The 1,635-nt window shown below is 39.0% G+C and carries 1 protein-coding gene; it reads right to left on the reverse strand.

Features of this window, described 5'->3' with window-relative positions; translation table 11 throughout:
* The coding region (locus tag OCF96_RS09815; protein ID WP_419991743.1) for a mucin-binding protein at window positions 1-1,635 on the reverse strand (1,635 nt) is incomplete at both ends.

The raw sequence follows: 1,635 nt of genomic DNA on the forward strand, positions 1-1,635 counted from the left end.
TCCTGTAGATTTATCACTTACAGCATCAAATGTACGAGTTGCTTCTTTGTAGAATCCTTCTTTATCTGTTGTGTAAAGTGCATCTGTTGGAGCTACTACTTCATATCCTTTAGCTTCTAATTTAGCTTTAATTGAGTCTACATTAGATTTGCTAATTTCTTTTCCTGTATCTCCAGTTTCAACTACTGATTCATTAACTGAGTTACCTTTTTCATCTACGAAGTGAACTACTGCCACTTGTGATCCGTCTTTAACATACGTAATTGTAGTGTTTTGAGTTGGATCTGTTGGTACTGGTGGTAAATCGTATCCACCATTTGGATTTTTCGTTAATGGTGTTCCATCTGGTCCTACTGGAGTTGTTCCAGGGATTTCAGGAATTGTTGTAGTTGGTGTAGTTGGAGTTCCTGGTCTTGTTGGATCTTCTGGAGTCGCATTTGGATATGGTTTTGGTGTCTTATCGAAGTTCGCTGGAGGTGTTACACCTGCTGGAACTACTGGCACATATGAACCAAGTTTGCGGTAGATAATTGTTTCTTCTGTATCTTTATCTGTCGCTTGAACTCCTGTTACCTCAGTAGATTTAGCAGCTGAAGCAACATATCCTGCTTTCGCCTCTGTTGTTTCAGGTTCGAATGTATTATTCTCATCTTTAAGCGTCCAAGTACCAAAGTTAGAAATTGCTCCCGTTACAGTATCAATCTCAGCTGTACGAGTAAATGTAATTGTTTGTACTTTATCCTCAGCTGCTTTAGTTCCATCTTCGTATACATAGTGAACTGTACGTGTTACTTCTTCAATTAATCCTAATTCTTTGTACGTACGTCCTTTAGGGTCGTTTGGTACTACATCGTTAGGTTTTGGAGTAACATCTGGTGTTGATGGATCTTTTGGTGCGTTTGGATCTACCGTTTGTTTTGTAGGATTGTACACTACTGTTTCAACGATGTCTTCATCTGTTGCTGTTACACCTGTTTTTTCAGCTACTTTTTCTACTGTTGGTGTGTAGTTAGGTACTGCTGGCGATACTTTCTCTGTGAATTTATCGCCGTTTACTGGAGTCCATGGTGCATCTTCTTTCGTTGATGCTGTTACACCATCCGCTGCTAAGTACGTTACTTCACCTGTTACAGCGTTAATTTTCGCTTTACGTGTGAATGTTAATGTTTCTTTAACTGGCTCTGCAGCTTTAGAACCGTCATTCTTCACGTAGTTGATTGTACGAGTAACTTGTTCTACTAATCCTAATTCTCCATAAGTACGTCCTTTAGGATCGTTTGGTACTTTATCCTCTGGTTTTGGTGTCACTGGTGTTTCAGGATCACGTGGTGTCGTTGGATTTGTTGGAGTTGGATTTGTTGGATCCACTGGATTGTTGTTTGGATCTAGTGGTTTAGTTGGATCAACTGGAAGTTCTTTACCTTTCACAATGACATAGTATTGTTGACTAGGTACTTTCTCATCAGCTGCTCCTGTAGATTTATCACTTACAGCATCAAATGTACGAGTTGCTTCTTTGTAGAATCCTTCTTTATCTGTTGTGTAAAGTGCATCTGTTGGAGCTACTACTTCATATCCTTTAGCTTCTAATTTAGCTTTAATTGAGTCTACATTAGATTTGCTAATTTCTTTTCC

Source organism: Streptococcus mitis, assembly GCF_946190065.1.
Classification (GTDB): Bacteria; Bacillota; Bacilli; order Lactobacillales; family Streptococcaceae; genus Streptococcus; species Streptococcus mitis_DE.